We start from the raw sequence: 21,594 nt of genomic DNA on the forward strand, positions 1-21,594 counted from the left end.
TCGCCACCCGTCCCGCTTCGCGGTGGATCCTGTGCTCATGGTCACCCGTGGGCCTCTCTTCGGCAGCCCGTCATGGTTCCGTCAAGAGCGCTGACGGGGCCGTATGGGACGTGTCAACGGCGCCGGTGCACTGGCCGAAAAGGGGTTTCCTCGAACCGTCCTGCTCCGAGCAGGTCCGTGTCCGTCCCGGCGGGCGCGCATCCGGCGGGTCGAATCCGACGGTCCGAATCCGAATCCCAATCAGGAGCTCACGATGGCCGATGTGGCCTTCGTCCTCGCCACGGTCGCGGTCTTCGCGCTGGTGGCACTTGTCGCCAAGGGGGTGACGAAGCTGTGACCGCTGAGAATGTCGTCGGTCTCCTCGTCGCTGTCGCCCTTCTGGGCTACCTCGTCCTCGCTCTTCTGTACCCGGAGAGGTTCTAGCCCAGATGAGTCCCGTACTTGCCGGCGTGCTCCAGCTGCTGGCGCTCATGGCGGCGCTCGCCCTGGTCTACCGCCCCCTGGGCGACTACATGGCCCAGGTCTACTCCTCCGAGAAGCACCTCCGGGTGGAGAAGTGGATCTACAAGGCCATCGGCGCCGACCCCAACACCGAGATGCGCTGGACCGCCTATCTCCGTGGTGTCCTCGCCTTCTCCGCCGTGGGCGTGCTCTTCCTCTATCTCCTCCAGCGCGTCCAGGGTTCGCTGCCCGGCTCGCTCGGATTCGCCTCCATCGACCCCGACCAGGCGTTCAACACCGCCGCCTCGTTCGTGGCCAACACCAACTGGCAGTCGTACTACGGCGAGCAGGCCATGGGCCATGTCGTCCAGACCGCCGGTCTCGCGGTGCAGAACTTCGTCTCGGCGGCCGTCGGTATCGCGGTCGCCGTGGCCCTGGTCCGCGGCTTCGCCCGCTCCCGCACCGGTGAGCTGGGCAACTTCTGGTCCGACCTGGTGCGCGGCACCGTCCGGATCCTGGTGCCGATCTCGGTGATCGGTGCCATCCTGCTGGTCGCTTGTGGAGCGATCCAGAACTTCTCCGGGATCCACGAGGTCGGCCAGTTCGGCGGCGGCAGCCAGCAGTGGAACGGCGGCGCGGTCGCCTCCCAGGAGGCCATCAAGGAGCTGGGCACCAATGGCGGCGGCTACTTCAACGCCAACTCCGCCCACCCCTTCGAGAACCCCAACGGCCTCTCCAATCTGCTGGAGATCTTCCTCATCCTGGTCATCCCCTTCGCGCTGACCCGCACCTTCGGCCGGCTGGTGGGCAATGTCCGGCAGGGGTACGCGATCCTCGGCACGATGGTCCTGATCTGGGTCTCCTTCACCGCGCTGATGATGTGGACCGAGTTCGCCCACCCGGGTGAGGCGTTCCAGCAGGCGGGCGGCGCGATGGAGGGCAAGGAGACCCGCTTCGGCATCGGCGGCTCCGCGATCTTCGCGGTGGCCACCACCCTCACCTCCACGGGCGCGGTCAACAGCTTCCACTCCTCGTACACCGGCTTCGGCGGCGGCATCACCATGCTGGGCATGCAGCTCGGCGAGATCGCCCCCGGCGGTGTGGGCTCCGGCCTCTACGGCATGCTGATCATGGCGATCATCGCGGTCTTCCTCGCCGGTCTGATGGTCGGCCGTACCCCCGAGTACCTGGGCAAGAAGATCGGCACGCGCGAGATCAAGCTCGCCGCCTGCTACATCCTCGTCACCCCGGCACTGGTCCTCGGCTTCACCGCCGTGGCGCTCGCCCTGCCCACCCCGGGGAACTCCATGACCAACTCGGGGGCCCATGGCTTCTCCGAGATCCTGTACGCCTACACCTCCGGCGCCAACAACAACGGCTCGGCCTTCGCCGGGCTCAACGCCGACACCCAGTGGTTCAACAGCACCATCGGTCTGGCGATGCTCCTGGGCCGGTTCCTCCCGATGGTCTTCGTCCTGGCGCTGGCCGGTTCGCTGGCCGAGCAGCGGCCGGTGCCCGCCACCCTGGGCACTCTGCGTACCGAGAAGCCCCTGTTCACCGGGTTGCTGGTGGGCACGATCCTCATCCTCACCGGTCTCACCTACTTCCCGGCGCTGGCGCTGGGACCGCTCGCCGAAGGGCTCGCTTCATGAGCACGATCACACCCACCAGGGCGCCGAACTCCGAGGCGCCGCCCTCATCCGCGCCCGACGGCGGGCGGGTCGGCGGCGGTCTGTTCGACCCCGCCCAGATGCTGCGGTCCTTCCCCGACGCGCTGCGCAAGCTGGACCCCCGGGTGATGGTCAAGTCCCCGGTGATGTTCGTCGTCCTCATCGGCTCGGTCGTCACCACCGGACTGGCGCTCACCGATCCGACCGACGGCTTCGGCTGGGCCATCACCGTCTGGCTCTGGCTCACCACCATCTTCGCCAACCTCGCCGAGGCGGTCGCCGAGGGCCGGGGCAAGGCGCAGGCCGACACCCTGCGCAAGGCCAAGACCGACACCGTGGCCCGCCGTCTCGAAGGCACCACCGAACGGCGGGTGCCCGGCACCGACCTCGCCATCGGCGACCTCGTCGTCTGCGAGGCCGGCGACATCATCCCCGGCGACGGCGATGTGGTCGAGGGCGTGGCCTCGGTCGACGAGTCCGCCATCACCGGCGAGTCGGCCCCGGTCATCCGGGAGTCCGGCGGCGACCGCAGCGCGGTGACGGGCGGGACGAAGGTCCTCTCCGACCGGATCGTCGTCAAGATCACCACCCGGCCCGGTGAGACCTTCATCGACCGGATGATCAACCTCGTCGAGGGCGCCGCCCGGCAGAAGACCCCCAACGAGATCGCGCTCAACATCCTGCTCGCCTCGCTGACGATCGTCTTCCTGCTGGCGGTGGTCACCCTCAAGCCGTTCGCGGTCTACGCGGGGGCCGACGACGAGACCTCGATGATCGTGCTGACCGCGCTGCTGGTCTGCCTGATACCCACCACCATCGGCGCGCTGCTCTCGGCGATCGGCATCGCGGGCATGGACCGGCTGGTGCAGCGCAATGTCCTCGCCATGTCGGGCCGGGCGGTCGAGGCGGCGGGCGATGTCTCCACCCTGCTGCTCGACAAGACCGGCACCATCACCCACGGCAACCGCCAGGCGGCCGAGTTCGTCCCCGTCCCGGGTGTCACCGTCGCGGAACTCGCCGAGGCGGCGCAGCTCTCCTCGCTCGCCGACGAGACCCCCGAGGGCCGCTCCATCGTGGTCCTCGCGCAGGACCGGTACGAGCTGCGCGAACGCGACCGGGGCGAGTTCGCCGACGCCGTCTGGGTGCCCTTCACCGCCCAGACCCGGATGTCCGGGCTCGACGCCGACGGCCGCAAGATCCGCAAGGGCGCCACCGGTTCCGTCGCCGCCTGGGTACGGGAGCAGGGCGGCCGGGTCCCCGAGGACGCGGACACCCTCACCGACCGGATCTCCGAGGCGGGCGGTACGCCGCTGCTGGTCGCCGTCGAGGACCGCGACGGCGCCCGGGTCCTGGGCGTCGTCCACCTCAAGGACGTGGTCAAGGACGGGATGCGCGAGCGGTTCGAGGAACTGCGCCGCATGGGCATCCGTACGGTCATGATCACGGGTGACAACCCGCTGACCGCGCGGGCCATCGCCGAGGAGGCGGGGGTCGACGACTTCCTCGCCGAGGCCACCCCCGAGGACAAGATGGCCCTCATCAAGCGGGAGCAGGCGGGCGGCAAGCTGGTCGCGATGACCGGCGACGGCACCAATGACGCGCCCGCGCTCGCCCAGGCGGATGTCGGCGTGGCGATGAACACCGGTACCTCGGCCGCCAAGGAGGCCGGGAACATGGTGGACCTGGACTCCGACCCCACCAAGCTGATCGAGATCGTGGAGATCGGCAAGCAGCTCCTGATCACCCGGGGCGCCCTCACCACCTTCTCCATCGCCAACGATGTGGCGAAGTACTTCGCCATCATCCCGGCGCTGTTCGCCGCGGCCTACCCCGGTCTCGACACGCTCAACATCATGCGGCTGGACTCGCCGGACTCCGCCATCCTCTCCGCGGTCATCTTCAACGCGCTGATCATCGTGGCGCTGGTGCCGCTCGCCCTCAAGGGCGTCCGCTACCGGCCCACCAGCGCCGACCGGATGCTCCGGCGCAACCTCGGCATCTATGGACTGGGCGGACTGATCGCCCCGTTCATCGGCATCAAGCTCATCGATATGCTCATCTCCCTCATCCCTGGCATCGGGTGACGACCATGAACACCTCTGTACGCACCACCGGACGGCTGATCACGGCCGCACTGCGGGCCCTGCTCGTCCTGACCGTCGTCTGCGGCGTCCTCTATCCGCTCGCCGTGACCGGGGCCGCCCAGGTCCTCTTCCCCGACAAGGCCAACGGCTCGGAGATCGAGCACGACGGCAAGGTCGTCGGCTCCTCGCTGATCGGCCAGAGCTATCTGCTGCCGAAGAAGGACCCGGACGACCCGGAGGAGGCGGCCCGGATCGATCCGCGCTGGTTCCAGCCCCGGCCCTCCAACGGCCTCGGCTCCAACAGCGTCAACACCCAGTACTCCCTGATCCTCTCCGGCGCCACCAACCGCTCCGGGGACAACGAGGAGCTGATCCAGTGGGTGAAGGACGCCAAGGCGGCCGTGGTGAAGGACAACTCCGTCCCCGGGCACCGCGTCGACCCCGAGGATGTGCCGGCCGACGCCGTCACCTCCTCCGGCTCGGGCCTCGACCCGCATATCTCGCCCGAGTACGCCCGGCTCCAGATCCACCGCATCGCCCGCCACAACGACCTCTCCGCCGAGCGGGTACGGGAGCTGGTGCGCGAGCACACCAGCGGCCGGATCCTCGGATTCATCGGTGAGCCGCGCGTCAATGTGCTGGAACTCAACATCGCCCTGCGGGAACTGACCGGCGAGGAACCGTCGGGCTCCTGACCCCCCGTCCCGAAGCTGTGACCGGCCCCCGGTGGCCGCGGCCGGATGCGCCGCGGACACCGGGGGCCGCTGCCTGGGTGAACGGTGTGGCTCCGCTCTTCGTGCATGGTGTGGATTCCTGCGGGGGAACGTAGGGATCTAGCCAACAACGTAGGAAGGGCCTGGTGGAGACCCTATGCAGAAGACGAACACAGTGCTGCCCGACCGGAGCTGGGTGATCCAGGTGGTCGAGGAGATCCTGAGGAGCGGCCCGGTGGCCGCCGAGGAGAGCTTCTACACCTATGGCGGAACGTCCCTCCAGGCCATGCGGGTCTGCCTGAGACTGGAGCAGCGTTCCGGTGTCGCCGTCGACCCCGGTCTGCTCCTCGCCAGCGATACGGTGGGGGAGTTCGCCGATTCCGTCCTCGCCGGGTGGGACACCCAGGAGGACACCCGATGAGCGCCCGTGCGGAGACGGACGGCCCCCGGGCACAGGCACCGGCCGCCGGTGAACGGGCGCTGATCCACGGTGCCGTCGCCCACTGGGCCCGCCGGACCCCGCACGCCCCGGCGCTGATCACCCCCGCCGGGATCACCGACTACGCCCGGCTGCACCGGGCCGCCACCCACTGCGCGGCGGGGCTGCGCGCACACGGGGTCGGCCCCGGCGATCTGGTGCCCGTCCTGCTCCCCCGTACCGAGGCACTCGTCCCGGTGCTCCTCGGCGTCCTCCAGTGCGGAGCCGGGTACGCGGCCCTGGACCCCCGCTGGCCCGCGCCCCGGCTCAGCGGGCTGCTGGAAGCGCTGAACCCGCCGCTGTACGTGGCCCGTACCGACCTCGCGGGTGTCCGGCGGCCCCGCTGGTCCCCACCGGAGGACCCCTGCGCGACCGCCGGGGGGCCCGGCCCCGAGGGCCTCCCGGGCGGGGTCCTGGAGGGCCTCCCGGACGGGATCCCGGTGGCCGTCACCCCCGACGCCCCGGCGAGCGTCTTCTTCACCTCGGGCACCACCGGAACCCCCAAGGGGGTGATCTCCCCGCACCGCGCCACCACCCGGCTCGCCCCCTCGGCGAGCGCCTGGACCGGCCCCGGCCGGGTCATGGCCCAGACCGCCCCCACCCCCTGGGACGCCTACTCCCTGGAGGTGTGGACACCGCTGATCTCCGGCGGCGCCTCCGCCCTGGCCCCGGGCGACCATCTGATGCCCGGCCGGCTGCGCGCCCTCGTCCGGGAGAGCGCCGTCGACACCGTCTTCCTGACCACCGCCCTCTTCAATCTGTTCATGGACGAGGACCCCGGCGCGCTGACCGGGCTGCGGACCCTGCTCACCGGGGGTGAGCGCATGTCCGTCCGCCATGTGCGGCGCTGCCGTGCGGCCCACCCCGAGCTGGAGATCGTCAACTGCTACGGGCCGGTGGAGAGCTGTGTCTTCGCCACCACCCAGCCCGTCGGCCCGGCCGAGCTGGACCTGCCCCAGGGGGTGCCGCTGGGCACCGCCGTCTCCGGTACCCGCCTCCATGTCCTGCGCGGGGACGAACCGGCCGCACCGGGCGAGACCGGTGAGATCTGTGTCTCCGGCGACGGACTCGCCCACGGCTATCTGGACGACCCCTGGCTCACCGCCGAGCGCTTCCCCACCCTCCGGATCGACGGCGCGGACACCCGCCTCTACCGCACCGGCGACCGGGGCGCCCTGGACCACGACGGCGCCCTCCACTTCCGGGGCCGCGAGGACCGGCAGGTCAAGATAGCGGGCCACCGGGTGGAACCCCAGGAGATCGAGGAGACCGTCCGCGGCTTCCCCGGTGTCGCCCAGTGCGCCGTCCTCACCACCGACGACGGCGGGAGCGCCCTGCGGCTGGCGCTCTTCTACACCACCGAGCCCAGGAAGGGCGGCGGTACCGACACCTCCCCGGCGGCCCTGCGGCACGCCCTGGCCGCCGCGCTGCCCGCCTATCTCGTCCCCCCGCTCATCTCCCGTCAGAAGTCCTTTCCGCTCACCCCGAACGGGAAGACCGACACCCGGGCGCTGCTCGCCCGGCTCACCGACCCGGCGCCGGGCCCCCATCCGGCACCGCGCCCCCATCCGGCACCGCTCACCGATCCGGCGCCGCGGCCGGCCGCGCCCGCGCCGTACCCCGGGGCCGCGGCCCCGCGTACCGGACCCGCCGTCCCGGCCGCCCCGAGGAGCCCCCGATGACCAGGGATCCGGGCCTCCCCGAGCCCCTCGCCTCCCACCCCATGTCCCATGAACAGGAGTCGATCTGGCTCAACGACACCCTCGGCGACGGAGTCTCCCGCTATGTCGAGAACTGGGTCCACCGGCTGTACGGCCCCGTCGACCCGGCCGCCGTCGAGGCCGCGCTCACCGCCCTCGTCCACCGGCACGAGGCCCTGCGCAGCCGGCTGCGGCTGAACGGCACCGAGCCCCGCCAGGAGGTCCTGCCACCGCTGCCCGTCCCACTGGAACGGCGCCGCACCACCGCCCGGGAGCTGGACACGGAGATACGCGCGGCCGTCCGGGTACCGCTGCCGCTGGACCGCCCGCCGCTGCTGCGCGCCACCCTCGTCGACCCGGTCGACCTGCCGGAGACCGTCCTCGCCGTCGCCGTCCACCACGCCGTGGTCGACGGCTGGTCACTGCACCTCCTGGAGGAGGAGTTCAGCGCCCTCTACCGGGAGGCCGTCGGCCGGCCGGGGCCCGCGCTGCCGCCCGTACCCCTCCAGCCAGGGCCGCTCGCCCGGCTCCGGCGCACCGGACCCGACCCCCGCGAGGAATCCGCCGCCCACTGGAAGGAGACCCTCGCCGGCGCGCCCCCCGAGTCCACCTTCCCGCTCGACCGCCCCCGCCCCCGGACCCTCGGACACCGGGGCGACACGGTCCCCCTCGCCCTCGGCGCCCGCACCACCGAACGGCTCCACGCCTGCTGCCGGGAGCTGAAGGCGACCCCCTTCACCCTGCTCGCCGCCGCCCTCACGGCGCTCCTCGCCCGCCACGGAGATCAGCGTGACATCGTTATCGGCACGCCCGTCTCCCGGCGGGACAGCGCCGACACCCTGGCGATGATCGCCTGCCTCGCCGAAGTCCTGCCGCTGCGCACCCGGGTGGAGCCGGAGCACACCTTCCGTGAGCTGGTCGACGGGCTCCGGGACACCGTCCGGGGGGTCCGCGAGCACCGGGACATGCCGCTGACCGGGCTGCTGCGCGCGGCCGGAGCCCCGCGCACCCGCTCCCGCAGCCCCCTCTTCCAGGTGGTGCTGACCCTGGACGACGGACCCGCGCCGGGTCTGAGCCTGCCGGGGATACGGGCCGAGCGGCTGCGTCCCCACAACGGCACCGCGAAGTTCGATGTCCTGGTCCATCTCCACCCCTCGGACGGCCCCTCCTCGGACGGGAACCCCTCGGAGAGGCATCTCCCGGGCGGGCAGCTCGCGGACGGAGGGCTGAGCGGCACCCTGGAGTACGCCACCGACCTCTTCGACCGGGCCACCGCCCAGAGCCTCGCCGACCGCTTCCGCCGCCTGGTGGATTCCGCCGTGACCTTCCCGGACACCCCGGTCGCGGAGCTGACGGCGCTCACCCCGGAGGACCGCCACCGGGCCACCGTGACCTGGGCCCATGGCGCCGACCCCGGGCCGGGGGAACCGCTCGCCCCCGAGGCGTTCCGCCGGGCCGCCCGCCGTACCCCCGACGCCGTCGCCGTCGAACACGGCGCCGAGCGGCTGAGCTACGCCCAGGTCGACGCCGCCTCCGACGCGGTCGCCGAGCGGCTGACGGCCACCGGACATGCCCGCGCCGCCGTCGCGGTGGTGCTGGAACGTTCCATCGAACTGCCGGTCGCCGTCCTCGGGGTGCTCAAGGCGGGCGGCTGCTGTGTCCCGCTCGACCCCCGGCTCCCGCCCGAACGGCTCGCCCTCCAGCTCCGCGACAGCGGGGCGCGCGCCGTTCTCGCGGACCGGGGCACCTCCCGGCGCTGCGTCGGAGTGGTGCCGGGGGCGGACATCCTGCTGGTGGACGAGATCCATCCGGCCCGTGAGCCGCTGGGCCGGCCGGCCCAGGCGGCCCTGGAGAGCGGGACTCCGGACAGCGGAGCCCTCCAACCGGAAAGGGGGGTCCGGGGCAGTGGATCCCCGGTGACCGGCGACGGCGGTACGGGGGACACCGACTCCACCGGCTCCCCGGCAGGCGCGCCCGGCACGGCCCGTACCGAGGCGGGGACGGCCCGTACCACGGCGGGCACCACCCCCGCCGACCCGGCGGGACCCGGCCCCGAGGACCCCGCGTACCTCGTCTACACCTCCGGCTCCACCGGCCGCCCCAAGGGCGTCCTGATGCCCCACCGCGGCCTCGCCACCGTCATCGGCTGGCAGCTCCAGCGCTCCGGCGGCACCCCCCGGCGCACCGCCCAGTTCGCGACGACCGGCTTCGATGTCTCCTTCCAGGAACTCTTCGCCACCTGGGCCGCCGGCGGCACCCTCGTCGTGGTGGACGACACGGCCCGCCGCGACCCCGCCCCGCTCTGCGCCCTGCTCGCCGCCCACCGGGTGGAGCGGCTCTTCCTGCCCTGTGTGGCCCTCCAGCAGATCGCCGAGTACGCCGTCGCCACCGGCGCGCGGATCCCCACCCTCCGCGAGGTCGTCAGCGCGGGCGAACAGCTCTATGTCACCCCCGCCGTCCGGCGCTTCTTCGCCGACCACCCCGGGGCCGTCCTCGACAACCAGTACGGGCCCTCCGAGACCCATGTCGTCACCGCCGGAGCGCTCACGGGCGACCCCGCGCACTGGCCGGAGCGGCCCGACATCGGCCGGCCCGTGCCGGGGGCGACGGTACGGATCCTCGACGCCCGGCTCGCCCCCGTACCCCCCGGCGCGGTCGGTGAGATCTGTGCCGGCGGCCGCAGCCTCGCCCTCGGCTACCACCGGCTGCCCGAGATCACCCGGCAGCGGTTCGTCCCCGACCCCGGCGACGGCGGGGGAGCCCTGCTCTACCGCACCGGGGACCGGGGACGCCATCTCCCCGACGGCCGGATCGTCTTCGTCGGACGCGACGACGACCAGGTCAAGGTGCGCGGCCACCGGGTGGAGCCGGGCGAGGTCGAGGCGGCGCTCAAGAGCGTGCCCGGCATCGCAGACGCCGCCGTCACCGCCGATGTCCCGCCCGACCGGCGGGTCCGGCTGATCGCCCACTACGTCCCCTCGGGCGAGGGCGCGCCGGACGCCGAACGGCTCCGCCGGGCGCTGCGCGAGCGGCTGCCCGAACCCCTGGTGCCCGCCGTTCTCGTCCCTCTGGCCGGACTGCCGCTGACCCCCACCGGCAAGGTGGACCGGGCGGCCCTCACGGTGCCGCGCGAACCGGAGCCCCGGACCGCCGCGGCCCCCCTGCGCACCGCGACCGAGCACCGGATGGCCCAGCTCTGGGCCGAGGTGCTGGGATGCGGCCGGGTCGGGGCCGAGGAGGACCTCTTCGCCCTCGGCGGCGACTCGCTGCTCCTCGCCCGGCTGCTGCTGCGGATGGACCGGGAGTGGGGCGTCCGGCTCTCCCCGGCCGCCTTCGACGCCTCGCCCACCGTCCGCGCCCTGGCCGCCCTCGTGGACGCCGCCGGGGAGCCGGCCCCGGCCGCCGGAGCCGCCGCCGACCGCGCAGCCGACCTCACCGCCGACGCCCGGCTCGACCCCGCGATCACCCCCGCCCCGGTCGTCCTCCCCGTCGTCACCGACCCGGGCGAGGTCCTGCTCACCGGCGCCACCGGCTTCCTCGGCACCTTCCTCCTGAGCGAACTGCTGCGCACCACCGACGCCACCGTGCACTGTCTCGTCCGCGCACCCCACCGGGGCGCCGGGGCGGACCGGCTGCGCGCCGCGCTCGACGGCTACGGGCTCTGGGACGAGACCTTCACCGAACGGATCCAGGCCGTCCCCGGCGATCTGGCCCTGCCCGGACTCGGGCTCTCGGCCGATGCCTTCGACACCCTGGCGCGCCGGGCCGAAGCCGTCTTCCACGCCGGGGCCGAGGTCCATCTCACCCGCCCTTACGCACTGCTGCGGGCGGCCAATGTCCGGGGCACCGAGGAGGTGCTGCGGCTGGCCGCCCGCCATCGCTCGGTGCCGCTGCACCACATCTCCACGGTGGGTGTCTTCACCGGCGTCGCCGACGGCTCCACGGCGGTCCGCGAGGACGCCCCGCTGCCGCCCGGGGAGACGGTGCCGGGGGGTTACGCCCGCAGCAAATGGGCCGCCGAGGTGCTGCTGGAACAGGCCGGGGAACGCGGTCTGCCGGTCTCCGTGCACCGGCCGTCGAGGATCTCCGGCGCCGGGGACAGCGGGCTCTGCCAGACCTCCGACTATCTCTGGCTGCTGCTCAAGGGCTGTGTCGAGGCGGGACTCGCGCCCGCCGCCCCTGGTGAGGGCTTCGACCTGATCCCGGTGGACGCGCTCGCCCGCGCGGTGCTCGCCCTCTCCCGTAACCCCGGGGCGACGGGCGGCACCTTCCATCTGGCGGCGGGCGAACCCACCCCGCTGGGCTGGATGGTCGCCCGGCTGAGGGAGGCCGGGTACGCCATCGAGGAGGTGGCACCCGTCGAGTGGCGGCGCGCGATCGAGGCCGACCCGGCCAATACCGCCTTCCCGCTGCTGCCGCTGATCAAGGCGGCGGACCCCGAGGGGGGCTCCGGTGACGGCGGCGCGGGCGGCGAGAACGGGCTCTTCGACACCGCCGCCACCCGGACGGCGCTGCGCGGGAGCGGGGCCGGGCTGCCCCGGGTCGACGCCCCGCTCTTCGCCCGCTACGTGGAGAGCTTCGTCCGCCGGGGGTTCCTGCCGCCGCCGCCGGGACGGAGCGGCTGACCAGTGCCGGGCGGCCCGGCGACACCGGGTGGTCGCGCGGTGCCGGGCGGATCTCCGCCCGGCCCATGACACCGGCCAGGGGCCCCGGGGGGCCCGGGCCCCTGGCCGGGCCGCTCCCGCGCGGGCCTTCAGGGCGCGGTGACCGCGTCCACCAGCCGGGCCAGGGCGGCGGCGAGCGCGTCGAGCCCCGGTCCGGCCGGGCCGCCCGGCTCCCGCAGATAGCCGTCCCGGCGGATCTCCACCATCAGCGCGCCCACCGCCGGCTCCCGGCCGTGGAACCGCAGCGGGACATAGGTCCCGGCGAACGGCGTGTCGACGGCCGTGCCGAAGGGGGCGAACGCCTCCACGGCCGCCGCCCGCAGCGCCCCGGGGGTGTGGAACGGGTCGGTCCCCAGACAGACCGGCGGCCGGGGCCCGTCGCCGTGCAGCTCGTACGGCAGGGCCCGGCTCGGGTACGAGTGCACATCCACGATCACCGCCCGCCCGGTGGCCGCCAGCCGGTCCGCCACCGCCGCCGTCATGGCCTCGGCGTACGGGGTGAAGTAACGGTCGATCAGCGGCGCCGGGTCCAGCTCCGGCGCGCGCAGCGGCTCCCGGTGCGTGGTGCGGGTGTAGACCGCGCCCATGCCGACGGAGAGCATCTCCTCGCGCTCGTCGGGGAACCGCTCCGGGTCCACCACCAGCCGGGAGAGCCGGTTGACGAACCGCCAGGGCGTCCGGGCACACGCCCCCGCCGCCCGCTCGGCCAGTTCCGCCGTGTGGGCGTCGGTGATGTGGTCCAGCTCCCGTTCCAGCGCCGCGTCGTCGAGGACGATATCGGCGCGCACCTGCGGCGGGATCGTCCGCGCGGAGTGCGGTACGTGGAGGATCACGGGGGACGCCGCCGCGCCGGGCAGCAGCTCGAAGGAGGGGGCGGGGGATGCCATGGACGGATCCTTCCTGGGACGGGACGGGGCGGGACGGCCGGGAGGGGCCGGGGAGACGGCCGGGGAGACGGCCGGGGGCCGGGACCCCGGGGTGGGGTCCCGGCCCCCGGGGGTGCCGTGCGGGGTCAGCCGCCGGGCGTGCCGTGGCCCGTGGGGGAGGGGGAACCCGTCCCCGGGGCGGAATCCGGCGCGTTGTCCGGCGCGCTGTCCGGGGTCACCTGCTCCGGTACGACGGCGGAGGGCACGGCCCCCGGCGCCTCCGGGACCGCGACGGAAGGTACGGCCGGTGCCTCCGGGACCGCCGTGGCGGCGATCGGGGCGGCCCCGCCCATCCGCCGCTGGAGCAGCGGCAGCACCAACGGCTCGGTCCAGCGCGCCGCCAGCGGACCCAGGATCACCAGGATCAGCACATACGCCGTGGCGATCGGACCGATCCTCGGCTCGGTGGCCACCGCGAGCCCCGCGATGACGATGGAGAACTCGCCCCGGGCGACCAGCGTTCCGCCGGCCCGCAGCCGGCCCTTGGGCCCGATGCCCGCGCGACTCGCCGCGTACCAGCCGGTCAGCACCTTGGTGACGACCGTGACCACGGCGAGCAGCAGCGCCGGCAGCAGCACCGGCGGGATCTCCGTGGGGTCGGTCGACAGTCCGAAGAAGACGAAGAAGACCGCCGCGAAGAGGTCCCGCAGCGGTGTCAGCAGCTTCCGCGCGCCCTCGGCGACCTCGCCGGAGAGGGCTATGCCCACCAGGAAGGCGCCCACCGCGGCCGACACCTGGAGCTCCTGGGCGATGCCCGCCACCAGCAGGGTCAGCCCCAGGACCACCAGGAGCAGCATCTCCGGGTTGTCGGAGGAGACCGCGCGGCTGATGACCCGTCCATGGCGCAGCGCGAGATAGAGCACGATGCCGACGGTGCCCAGGGCGATCAGCAGGGTGATGCTGCCGCCCGCGAGGCCGACCCCCGCCACCAGCGCGGTCAGCAGCGGCAGATACACCGCCATCGCCAGATCCTCGATCACCAGGATGCCGAGGATCACCGGGGTCTCCCGGTTGCCCAGCCGTCCCAGATCGGTGAGGACCTTGGCGATCACACCGGAGGAGGAGATCCAGGTGACGCCCGCCAGCGCGACCGCGGCCACCGGGCCCCAGCCGAGCAGCAGCGCCGCCACCGCACCGGGCAGGGCGTTGAGGGCGAAGTCGACCAGACCGGAGGGGTACTGCGTCTTGAGGTTGCCGACGAGTTCGGAGGCGCTGTACTCCAGGCCCAGCAGAAGCAGCAGCAGGATGACGCCGATCTCGGCGCCGACGGCGATGAAGTCCTCGCTCGCGCTCAGCGGCAGCAGACCGCCGGTGCCGAAGGCGAGACCGACCAGAAGGTAGAGCGGGATGGGGGAGAGGCCGACGCGGCCCGCGAACCGTCCGATGAGCCCGAGGCCCAGGATGATCGCGCCCAGCTCGATGAGGAGCGCGGTGGTGTGGTGCACCTCAGCCTCCGGAGATGATCTCGGCGAGGGCGTCGACGCCCTCACGGGTGCCGACGGCGACCAGGGTGTCGCCGATGCCGAACCGGAAGTCCGGGCCCGGTGACGGGTGCGCCCCGGTGCGCCGCAGGACGGCGACGATCGAGGCACCGGTACGGCTCCGGGCGGCGGTGTCGCCGAGCAGGCGGCCCGCGAAGGGGGAGCGGGAGCCCACCGGGATGTGCTCGGTGACCAGGTCGATCCCGTCGGTGCGGACGGCGTCGATGGGTTCCGGGTCGATGAGGTGCGCCAGCGCGGTGGCCTCCTCGGAGGAGAGCGGCACCTCCAGCTGACAGGCGTCGGGGTCGTCGGAGGCGTAGAAGCCGAGGAAGCGCCGTCCGTCGTGGTGGACCACGACGGAGATGTGCCGGCCTTCCTCGGTGGTGAAGTCGAACTGCGTGCCGACTCCGGGCAGGGGGGTGCGGCGGGTGCCCATGCTCGCCTCCCGAGGCGTGGGTCGTCCCGCTCACCGTGGCGGGTGAGCGGTGAATGGGTGTGAGGTGTACGCAACAGTCTACGGAGAAGATCACTCCTGGTCACCGCAGGGGCGGTCACCGGGGCGGATCCGATGCCGGAGCGTGAGCATCGGCCGGGTGACACCGGGGTGTTGGGGGTACGGGCGGCCTGCGCGACCCGAAGGTCCGGCTCCGGCCCGAGGCCAGAGCGTCCGGCCCGAGGTCAGAACGTCCGGCCGGAGGTCAGAGCGTGGCGTGCGACAGCGGGTCGGTCAGCACATCCCGTACCACCAGGGCGGCCGCCCCCCGTGCCGCGTCGGCCGCCGCGGACGACGGCCGTAACCGCATCCCCGCGCGCGGCCACAGCCCGGAGACCACCCGCGCGGACAGCTCACCGGCGGCGCGGGGCACCAGCCAGGGGGAGAGCGGCCGGTAGATCCCGCCGAGGACCACCGCGGCCGGGTCGAAGAGATTGACCGCGCCCGCCAGCACCCGGCCCAGCATCAGACCGGCGCGCTCCAGCGCGGCCACCGCCCGCTCGTCGCCGCCCCGGGCCCGCCGCTCCAGCTCGGCGACGGCCGCGTTCCCCGCGCCGTACGCCTCGTCCACCCCCGCCGCGCGCAGCAGCGCGAGCTGACCGGCGTACTGCTCCAGACAGCCGCGGGCGCCGCAGCGGCACTCGGGCCCGTCGGGGGCGACGGCGGTGTGCCCGATCTCCCCCGCGAAGCCATGGGCGCCCCGGAGCAGTTCGCCGCCGAGGACCAGCGCGCCGCCGATGCCGATCTCCCCGCTGATGTAGAGGAAGGTACGGACGGGGCCGAGGCCCCCGAACCACAGCTCGGCGAGGGCGGCGAGATTGGCCTCGTTCTCGGAGCGGACCGGCAGCACGGGGCGCCGGGGCCGCAGCGCGGCGAGCGCGGTGGCGAAGGACTCCTCGGCGGGGACCCGCGCCCAGCCCAGATGGGGCGCCTGCCGTACGGTGCCGGCCGCCACCAGACCGGGCAGCGCCAGCGCGGTGCCGACCGGGCGCAGCTCCTGCTCCTCGGCGCTGACCAGGGCGCGGGCGGCGATCTGGGCGGCCCGCCGCAGCACCTGGGCGGGCGGGGTGCCCCGGTTGTCGAGATGCTCGACCAGCCGGACCCGGTCGGTGCCGGCGAGGTCCACCACACAGACGGTGACCGAGCCCACATCGATCTCGACCCCGATCCCGGCGATCCCGGTACGGGCCACCTTGAGCACGGTGCCGGGGCGTCCGGCCTGGCCGCTGAAGGTCTTCCCGGACTCGGAGAGGAACTCCAGCTCCAGGAGCTGTTCCACCAGGGAGGAGATGGCGGCGCGGGTGAGGCCCACCCGGGCGGCCACCCCGGCGCGGGTGATCTCCCCGGCGTCCCGGACGGCCCGCAGGACCAGGCTCAGATTGTGCCGCCGCACGGTGTCCCGGCCCGCCTTGGGCTCCAGCGGGTCACGGCAGACGGGGACGGGGGGCCGGACGTGTACGGGTCTTTCCGCCACCGGCTCAGCCCTGGGGCCCGCGGTATCCCAGGGACGCCTCGATCCGTCCGGCCAGCCCCTCCCGGCGGCGGGTGCCGCGCCCGGTGGAGCCCGCCAGCCAGGAGCGGCATTTGCTGCCGAGGAGCAGGCCGAAGCTCTCCGCCTCGTTCTCCTCGTTCCGGTCGAAGCGGGTCCGGGCCAGCACCTTGAGCACGGTGTCCTGGAGGTCGGCCTCGTCCGACAGCAGCCGGGCGGCGACGGCCGCGCCCTCGATGTGGTGGGAGCAGTGTCCGGCGTTCATGTGCCACAGCTCATGGCCGAGGATGACGAGCTGGTGGTCGGGGGCGGTCCGCTCCTCGATGACGATCAGGTCCTGGTCGGTCATGTCCAGCCAGAGCCCGCTGGCGGTACCGGGGGGAAAGGTCGCCACGCGGTAGCGGACGGGCCGCCCGCGCCGGGCGCTCATCTGCTGGCAGAGGGCGGCATAGAGATCGGCGGGCTCCGCCGGGGCGGGCAGGTCGAGCCCGGCCACCAGCTCACCGCAGAGCCGTCGCATCTCCTTGCCCATGCCCACCGTTCTCCTCTCCCCCACAGCGACCGCGTCCCGGCTTCCGCGCGTGCGGCCTCAACCCTGCACCCGTGTCAGGGGTTTTCTGAAGTCATGTTTCCGTCGCCTTTGGGGAATCGGCCGGATCCACGGGCTTGACGCTCTCCAGCAGCATGTCGAGCCATTCGGTCACCTTGTCACGGTGCTTGTCGGTGGGCAGCTGGGCGGCCCGCCAGGCGATGCCGCGCACCCCGTGGTCCTGGAGCAGCCGTTCCAGCGGATCGTGGTCGACGGGGTGCTCCTGGTGGAGCCGCTGCTCGGTACGGAGGAGGGCGCTGTTGAGGGCGTCGGCGTCATCCGCGGTCAGAAAGCCCGCGTGCACCCCGAAGAAGCGCTGGATCGCGTCACAGTGCTCCATGGTGGGGCGGCGGTCGCCATTGATCAGCGCGCCCGCCTGCTGCCGGGACATGGCCGCGCCGTCGGCGATCTCCTGCTGGGTGTACCGCCGGCCATTGGACTTCAGGCGGGTACGGCGCAGCAGGTCGAGACGTTGCAGAAAGCGGGCCTGGAGGTCGGGCTCGCCGGCGGGGCGGCCGTCCAGCAGGGCGGCGACCACATCGGCGGGCACGCCCGACTCTTCGGAGAGGCGCTCCACGTCGAGGACCCCGCCGGGACTCAGTCCGCGTCTGTTCGCCAGTTCGGTGACGCGGGCAACCGACGCCGCGAGGGCGCCTGCGGCTGCCGGCCCCGGAACCAAGAAGCCGTCTGTCACCAGTGGGTCTCCTAGATCACGCGAGATGGCTCCGCACACAGTTGGCTGCCCGGAGACTAACCCTTCCGCGACCGCACAGCCAGGTCTTGCCACATCTGTGGCGCGTTCTCGGCGTTCAGCGACGCGGAATGCCACGATAGTTGACATGGCTACTCCTCCGGTAGCAGGATCGCGGAGCGGGGTGAAGATCCAAAGGGCGCTGCCGCAGCGGGACTTCGAGAAGGGTGGCGTTCTCGATGACACATGACACAGGCTCCGGCCGGTCAGGTCTCCTCGGGCGTCGGGCGTGCACGGCGGGGGGCGGGCGCGGTTCGCTGCGCTCCAGGCGGCTGTCGGACATTCTGCGCGGGCGCAGGGAGGAGCTGGGCCTGACGGTCGACGAGGTCGCCGCCCGGCTCGACATCAGCGTCGGCACCTATACCGACTGGGAGGCCACACCCTCCGAGGAGTGGACCGAGGACAAGCTCTACGCGCTGGTCAAGGCGTTGGAGATGACCGATCAGCAGGGCGGCTGGCTGTTCCGCCTCGCGGTGGACCGCGAGCCCAGCCTGCCGCTGGGCGCACCCCAGGCACTGACCCCCTCGTCGATGGGGCCCGCCCGGCCCTCCGGACCGGCCTTCCCGGCGGTACGGGTGCGTCCGCACGCCCCGGTGGCACCGCCCGTGCAGTCGGCCGCCGGTGCCGCCCGCTCCGGCACACCCCTCGCCCAGGACCCCGGCACCCTGGAGTATCTGCGGGATTACGCGGCGATGATGGACGCCGTCCCGCTGCCCTCGGTCCTCTTCGACCGCCGCTGGGACGTGACGCATGTCAACCCGGCGTTCCAGGCGCTCTTCCAGGGCATGGGCCCGCACCCGACGGCCATGCCCGACCAGAACTTCCTGCGCTTCGTGCTCTTCCACCCGGACGCCGGCTCGGTCCTCGGCGACCGTGAGACCAGCTGGTGTCTGCCGCTCCTCGCCCAGCTGGAGTCCGCCCTGGAGCGGTACGAGGACGACGGTGTGCTTCAGGCCATTCGCGGGGAGATCGCCGACGACCCCATCATGGACGCCGCCTACCGCTGCGGCCTGCCGCACTGGATGCGGGCGACCGGTGCCGCCGCCGTCCACCACGACGGGGCCGTGCGCCCCCTGCACCACCCGGATCCGCGCTGGGGCCGGTCCGAGTGCCGGATCGTGGACGAGACCCCCGCGACCCTCCAGGACCGCGGCTTCACCCGGATGACCCTGGTGCTGCGGGAGCACCAGGAGAACACCACACCCAAGGTCCGCCGGGGCAAGGCCCATCTGCGGGCCGTCTCCGGGAGTTGATCCCGGTCGGGAGGTGTGCCGGGCCCCTCGGGGGGAGGGCCGGCGCCACCGTCCCCGGCCGGTGAGCCGTACGGGCCCGCGCACGGGGGCGGGCCCGTACGGCCGTTCCGCGTGGCGGTCACACTCTTGTCAGCTCCGCTCCGGCGCAGCAGGATGACGGTCATGCCGCAGCCGCCCCCGGAAGACCCAGGCCCCCCGGACGCCTCCCGCGCCGGACGCACAGCGGCCCGTGCGGGGCCGTGCGGCCCCCCGCCCCGGCGCTGACGGGGCGGCGAAAGCGGGCGGCACGCCGGAGCCCCCAACTCCGGCGTGCCGCCGATCACGGCCCGCGTACGACGGCCGCCTCCCCCATCGGGCAGCCGGACGCGGGCCGGATTCCGAGACCAGGCCCCCGGCTTCCCCCGCGCGGGGGCCTGGTCTCTCCCCCCAGTGAACTGGCTCTTGTTGTTTCCTCTCGGTTCCTCTGGGTTCCGCTCCGTGCGGTTCTGTGCTGTTCCGTGCCGCTCGGTTCTGTTCCGTGCTGTCCGGTTCCCCGGCTCCCCGCCGTACGGTCACCCGTCCGGCGGACCTCCGTACCGCGGTCTCAGTTGGGCGCCGCGGCGGCGGTCCACCGGGGCGCGACCCCGGTCAGCTGGCAGGCGTTCAGATAGAGCGGCAGGGGCGGGGTGTACGGGCTGCCGTCCTCGGGCCAGCTGATCAGCTGAGGACGCCATCCCGGGACCCGTGCCCCGGGTGCGTAGTGCGCGGGCAGTGGCCACAGCAGCTCCTCGTCGGAGCCGGTGGGCACGATCCACCACCACCAGTCGTCGTCGGCGTAGACACAGCCGCTGCGCGGCAGCCGTGCCAGCAGCCCCAGACCGTACCGGGCCGGAACCCCGACGGCGTCGCTGCCCAGGGTGGGCACCAGACCCGGCGGAAGCTCCAGACCGACCAGCGAGTGGACCGGGCCGGGACGTCCGCTCCAGGAGACCCGGGCACCCCACCCCCTCAGCACGGTCGCTCCGCGGGCGGGGCGGACCGCTGCCGGGCCATCGCCGACCCGGCCATCCCGGACGGTGTCCGGCCGGCGGGCGGCGTGACCCGCCCCGCCGTCGCGAAACCCGTACCCGGGAAGTCCGTACCCGGGAAGTCCGCCCCGAACGGGACCGCCGTGTGGGCGACCTCCGCCCAGACGGTCCTGCCCGTCCCCCGATGGGTCTCGTGCGCCCCCCAGGCCGCCGAGACCGCCTCGACGAGCAGGAGGCCCCTGCCCCGTTCCTCGGCGGCCTGGGTGTGGCAGACATGCGGCCCCAGGGGCGCACACCCCTGGTCCCGCACGCTCACCCGCAGCCGCTCCGCGCCGTTCAGCAGTTCGCAGGCGACCAGATGGCTGCCGCTGTGCACCACGGCATTGGTCACCAGCTCGGACAGGATCAGCATCACGGTGTCGTGCACATCACCGTCGATGCCCCAGCACTCCAGTCGCACACGGGCCAGCCGACGGGCTCTGGAGACGTACTCGACGCGCGCCGGCAGCTCGAAGCCGTACCTGTGGTGGTCGACCCCCGAGCATGGGTCCAGGAGTGGTGCGTGGAGCGCGTCACGATTCACCTGACCACTGTCGCCCTGAAACGGACACGTTGGCAAGGCCCACTCTGAATTTTTCAGAGTGGGCATATTCATCGATGCGGGCCCATGGCAGACTTTCCCGCAACAGCACGTGGGGAGGTCGTCGAAGTGAGTGAACCGCGGTCCGCCCCCACCGTGGGGCAGGTCGTCCTCGGAAAGCGCCTGCAGGACCTGCGGGAGCGGGCCGGGCTCAAGCGCGAGGAGGCCGCCAAGGTCCTTCGCGTCGCCGCGGGCACCATCCGGCGCATGGAGACCGCAGAGGTCGCCCTGAAGATCCCGTACGTCCAGCTGCTGCTGGGCGCGTACGGGATAGGCGACGAGGAGGCCCGCGGCTTCATCGAGCTGGCCGAGGAGGCGAACAAGCCGGGCTGGTGGCAGCGGTTCCACGATGTGCTGCCGGGCTGGTTCAGCATGTACGTCAGCCTGGAGGGGGCCGCGAGCCTCATCCGCTCCTACGAGCCCCACTTCGTCCCCGGACTGCTCCAGACGGAGGGCTACGCGCGGGCGATCATGCTCAGCGGGGCCGTCGGGCAGACCGACCCCGAGGACATCGAGCGCCATGTGGCGCTGAGGATGCAGCGCCAGGCGCTGCTGACCCAGCCCGAGGCGCCCCGGCTGTGGGTGATCATGGACGAGACGGTCCTCCGCAGGCCCGTCGGCAGTGCCGAGGTCATGAGGGGCCAGATCGACCGGCTCCTCGACGGCATGGAACTGCCCCATGTCACCCTGCAGATCGCGGAGTTCGCGACCGGACACCACCCGGGCACCTACGGCCCGTTCGTGCTGTTCCGGTTCGCCGTCCCCGAGCTCCCGGACATGGTCTACAGCGAGTACCTCACCGGTGCGGTCTATCTCGACGCCCGGCCCGAGGTGGCCTCGCACCTTGAGGTCCTGGACCGCATGGCGGCTCAGGCCGCGACTGCACAACGCACGAAGGAGATCCTGATGGGTCTTCGCAAGGAGCTGTGAATGGATCACATATACAACGGCATGCCGGCCACCGACCTCGGTGAGATCGGCTGGCACAAGCCGTGGAGCGGCGGCAACGGCGGCAACTGCTTCGAGACCATGAAGCTCGCCGACGGCCGGGTGGCGATACGTCAGTCGGCCGATCCGGGGGGCCCCGCGCTGATCTACACACCCGGTGAGATCGCGGCCTTCATTCAGGGCGCGAAGTCCGGAAAGGCGGACTTCCTGCTCACCTGAGCCCTGGGCTCCCCGGGGTCACCCATGGATGATCACCCGGTGATGGCG

19 protein-coding genes are annotated in these 21,594 nt (G+C 73.0%); 11 read left to right on the plus strand and 8 right to left on the minus strand.

Annotated elements, in window-relative coordinates; all coding sequences use genetic code 11:
• Positions 1-103: 103 nt before the first annotated feature.
• The 8 genes from ABT354_RS10360 to ABT354_RS10395 all read left to right on the plus strand — a co-directional run bounded on the left by ABT354_RS10360 (position 104) and on the right by ABT354_RS10395 (position 11,711).
• Entirely contained in the window at positions 104-337 is a 234-nt protein-coding gene (locus ABT354_RS10360; RefSeq protein ID WP_351491575.1) for a hypothetical protein, read from the plus strand.
• Positions 334-423 (plus strand): K(+)-transporting ATPase subunit F, encoded by a 90-nt coding sequence (gene kdpF / locus ABT354_RS10365; protein WP_044956010.1) that lies wholly within the window; start codon positions 334-336, stop codon positions 421-423. The genes ABT354_RS10360 and kdpF overlap by 4 nt, the downstream gene beginning before the upstream one ends.
• 5 nt (positions 424-428) lie before the next feature.
• Entirely contained in the window at positions 429-2,093 is a 1,665-nt protein-coding gene (gene kdpA, locus ABT354_RS10370) for a potassium-transporting ATPase subunit KdpA (protein ID WP_351491578.1), read from the plus strand.
• Positions 2,090-4,195, plus strand: a complete 2,106-nt coding sequence (gene kdpB, locus ABT354_RS10375; protein ID WP_351491580.1) for a potassium-transporting ATPase subunit KdpB — start codon at positions 2,090-2,092, stop codon at positions 4,193-4,195. The genes kdpA and kdpB overlap by 4 nt, the downstream gene beginning before the upstream one ends.
• 5 nt (positions 4,196-4,200) lie before the next feature.
• Entirely contained in the window at positions 4,201-4,890 is a 690-nt protein-coding gene (locus ABT354_RS10380; RefSeq protein ID WP_351491582.1) for a potassium-transporting ATPase subunit C, read from the plus strand.
• A gap of 175 nt (positions 4,891-5,065) precedes the next feature.
• Complete coding sequence (locus tag ABT354_RS10385) at positions 5,066-5,329, plus strand: acyl carrier protein (RefSeq protein ID WP_351491584.1); 264 nt, start codon at positions 5,066-5,068, stop codon at positions 5,327-5,329.
• Positions 5,326-7,068 (plus strand): AMP-binding protein, encoded by a 1,743-nt coding sequence (locus ABT354_RS10390; RefSeq protein WP_351491586.1) that lies wholly within the window; start codon positions 5,326-5,328, stop codon positions 7,066-7,068. The genes ABT354_RS10385 and ABT354_RS10390 overlap by 4 nt, the downstream gene beginning before the upstream one ends.
• Positions 7,065-11,711 (plus strand): non-ribosomal peptide synthetase, encoded by a 4,647-nt coding sequence (locus tag ABT354_RS10395; protein ID WP_351491588.1) that lies wholly within the window; start codon positions 7,065-7,067, stop codon positions 11,709-11,711. The genes ABT354_RS10390 and ABT354_RS10395 overlap by 4 nt, the downstream gene beginning before the upstream one ends.
• Positions 11,712-11,839: 128 nt before the next feature.
• Here the strand turns inward: ABT354_RS10395 and ABT354_RS10400 are convergent, their stop codons facing one another.
• The 6 genes from ABT354_RS10400 to ABT354_RS10425 form a co-directional block, all read right to left on the minus strand.
• Positions 11,840-12,637 carry an N-formylglutamate amidohydrolase gene (locus tag ABT354_RS10400; RefSeq protein WP_351491591.1) on the minus strand — a complete coding sequence of 266 codons (798 nt, stop codon included), beginning with the start codon at positions 12,635-12,637 and terminating at the stop codon, positions 11,840-11,842.
• A gap of 125 nt (positions 12,638-12,762) precedes the next feature.
• Positions 12,763-14,121, minus strand: a complete 1,359-nt coding sequence (locus tag ABT354_RS10405; RefSeq protein ID WP_351491594.1) for a cation:proton antiporter — start codon at positions 14,119-14,121, stop codon at positions 12,763-12,765.
• Between the two features lies 1 nt (position 14,122).
• Positions 14,123-14,593, minus strand: coding sequence for a cation:proton antiporter regulatory subunit (locus ABT354_RS10410; RefSeq protein WP_351491596.1), 471 nt, complete (start codon positions 14,591-14,593; stop codon positions 14,123-14,125).
• Between the two features lie 262 nt (positions 14,594-14,855).
• Positions 14,856-16,124: an ROK family protein gene (locus ABT354_RS10415; RefSeq protein ID WP_351491598.1), complete on the minus strand. Its 1,269-nt coding sequence runs from the start codon at positions 16,122-16,124 to the stop codon at positions 14,856-14,858.
• Positions 16,125-16,128: 4 nt separating this feature from the next.
• Positions 16,129-16,659, minus strand: coding sequence for a toxin-antitoxin system, toxin component (locus tag ABT354_RS10420; protein ID WP_351492040.1), 531 nt, complete (start codon positions 16,657-16,659; stop codon positions 16,129-16,131).
• Between the two features lie 103 nt (positions 16,660-16,762).
• Entirely contained in the window at positions 16,763-17,422 is a 660-nt protein-coding gene (locus ABT354_RS10425; protein ID WP_351491601.1) for a helix-turn-helix domain-containing protein, read from the minus strand.
• 236 nt (positions 17,423-17,658) lie between these two features.
• Here ABT354_RS10425 and ABT354_RS10430 point away from each other — a divergent pair, with 236 nt between their 5' ends.
• The gene (locus tag ABT354_RS10430) at positions 17,659-18,732 is read left to right on the plus strand and encodes a helix-turn-helix domain-containing protein (protein WP_351491603.1); all 1,074 of its coding nucleotides are present in this window, start codon (positions 17,659-17,661) and stop codon (positions 18,730-18,732) included.
• Positions 18,733-19,315: 583 nt separating this feature from the next.
• On the opposite strand, the gene ABT354_RS10435 is transcribed toward ABT354_RS10430, so the two are convergent.
• Together ABT354_RS10435 and ABT354_RS10440 are read right to left on the minus strand one after the other, a co-directional pair.
• Positions 19,316-19,723 (minus strand): hypothetical protein, encoded by a 408-nt coding sequence (locus ABT354_RS10435; protein ID WP_351492042.1) that lies wholly within the window; start codon positions 19,721-19,723, stop codon positions 19,316-19,318.
• Positions 19,720-20,322 (minus strand): ATP-binding protein, encoded by a 603-nt coding sequence (locus ABT354_RS10440; protein WP_351491605.1) that lies wholly within the window; start codon positions 20,320-20,322, stop codon positions 19,720-19,722. The genes ABT354_RS10435 and ABT354_RS10440 overlap by 4 nt, the downstream gene beginning before the upstream one ends.
• Before the next feature lie 126 nt (positions 20,323-20,448).
• On the opposite strand from ABT354_RS10440, the gene ABT354_RS10445 reads away from it, so the two are divergent.
• Positions 20,449-21,309: a Sco1979 family transcriptional regulator gene (locus tag ABT354_RS10445; RefSeq protein WP_351491607.1), complete on the plus strand. Its 861-nt coding sequence runs from the start codon at positions 20,449-20,451 to the stop codon at positions 21,307-21,309.
• Entirely contained in the window at positions 21,310-21,546 is a 237-nt protein-coding gene (locus ABT354_RS10450; RefSeq protein ID WP_351491608.1) for a DUF397 domain-containing protein, read from the plus strand.
• The last annotated feature ends 48 nt before the right edge of the window (positions 21,547-21,594 follow it).

It is taken from the genome of Streptomyces sp. NPDC000594 (assembly GCF_040299965.1).
Lineage (GTDB): Bacteria > Actinomycetota > Actinomycetes > Streptomycetales > Streptomycetaceae > Streptomyces.

What these genes read in the sequence shown, in the direction of transcription:
- ABT354_RS10410 (WP_351491596.1), bottom strand. Translation starts at nt 14,593, where the DNA reads ATGGGCACCCGCCGCACCCCCCTGCCCGGAGTCGGCACGCAGTTCGAC.
- ABT354_RS10420 (WP_351492040.1), bottom strand. Translation starts at nt 16,659, where the DNA reads ATGCGACGGCTCTGCGGTGAGCTGGTGGCCGGGCTCGACCTGCCCGCC.
- kdpB (WP_351491580.1), top strand. Translation starts at nt 2,090, where the DNA reads ATGAGCACGATCACACCCACCAGGGCGCCGAACTCCGAGGCGCCGCCC.
- ABT354_RS10395 (WP_351491588.1), top strand. Translation starts at nt 7,065, where the DNA reads ATGACCAGGGATCCGGGCCTCCCCGAGCCCCTCGCCTCCCACCCCATG.
- ABT354_RS10385 (WP_351491584.1), top strand. Translation starts at nt 5,066, where the DNA reads ATGCAGAAGACGAACACAGTGCTGCCCGACCGGAGCTGGGTGATCCAG.
- ABT354_RS10400 (WP_351491591.1), bottom strand. Translation starts at nt 12,637, where the DNA reads ATGGCATCCCCCGCCCCCTCCTTCGAGCTGCTGCCCGGCGCGGCGGCG.
- kdpA (WP_351491578.1), top strand. Translation starts at nt 429, where the DNA reads ATGAGTCCCGTACTTGCCGGCGTGCTCCAGCTGCTGGCGCTCATGGCG.
- ABT354_RS10390 (WP_351491586.1), top strand. Translation starts at nt 5,326, where the DNA reads ATGAGCGCCCGTGCGGAGACGGACGGCCCCCGGGCACAGGCACCGGCC.
- ABT354_RS10380 (WP_351491582.1), top strand. Translation starts at nt 4,201, where the DNA reads ATGAACACCTCTGTACGCACCACCGGACGGCTGATCACGGCCGCACTG.
- ABT354_RS10450 (WP_351491608.1), top strand. Translation starts at nt 21,310, where the DNA reads ATGGATCACATATACAACGGCATGCCGGCCACCGACCTCGGTGAGATC.
- ABT354_RS10430 (WP_351491603.1), top strand. Translation starts at nt 17,659, where the DNA reads ATGACACATGACACAGGCTCCGGCCGGTCAGGTCTCCTCGGGCGTCGG.
- ABT354_RS10360 (WP_351491575.1), top strand. Translation starts at nt 104, where the DNA reads ATGGGACGTGTCAACGGCGCCGGTGCACTGGCCGAAAAGGGGTTTCCT.